At 51.1% G+C, this 268-nt stretch carries 1 protein-coding gene; it reads right to left on the bottom strand.

Going from position 1 to position 268, the window contains the following annotated elements:
• Positions 1-74 precede the first annotated feature (74 nt).
• A partial coding sequence (locus tag SB773_RS32160) for an RNA polymerase sigma factor (protein WP_410594413.1) occupies positions 75-268 on the bottom strand: 194 nt, incomplete at its 5' end.

The raw sequence follows: 268 nt of genomic DNA, 5'->3' as shown, positions 1-268 counted from the left end.
CAATTGAAACGGGTACTGCTCTCTTACCGCCTGCTTTGCAGATTGGCCCCACTCTTTCCACACACGATCCTCGCTCATCCTTGTCCCCCCTTGGACATGCTCTCTCTTAATTGCTTTCTAGCGCGGTGCAATCTCGTACGGACAACCTCCTGTGAAACTGAAAGAATCTCCGCTGCCTCCTGTATGGACAAGTCCTCATAATAATGCAGCAGGATGACCTGCCTGTACTTCGGTGCGAGGGAGTGTATATACGCTATGATCTCATCCC

This window comes from Bacillus sp. SIMBA_074, assembly GCF_046534555.1.
GTDB classification, from domain to species: domain Bacteria; phylum Bacillota; class Bacilli; order Bacillales; family Bacillaceae_G; genus Bacillus_A; species Bacillus_A mycoides.
The sequence above is the reverse complement of the archived record's forward strand: the minus strand, read 5'-3'. Positions and strand labels throughout refer to the sequence as shown.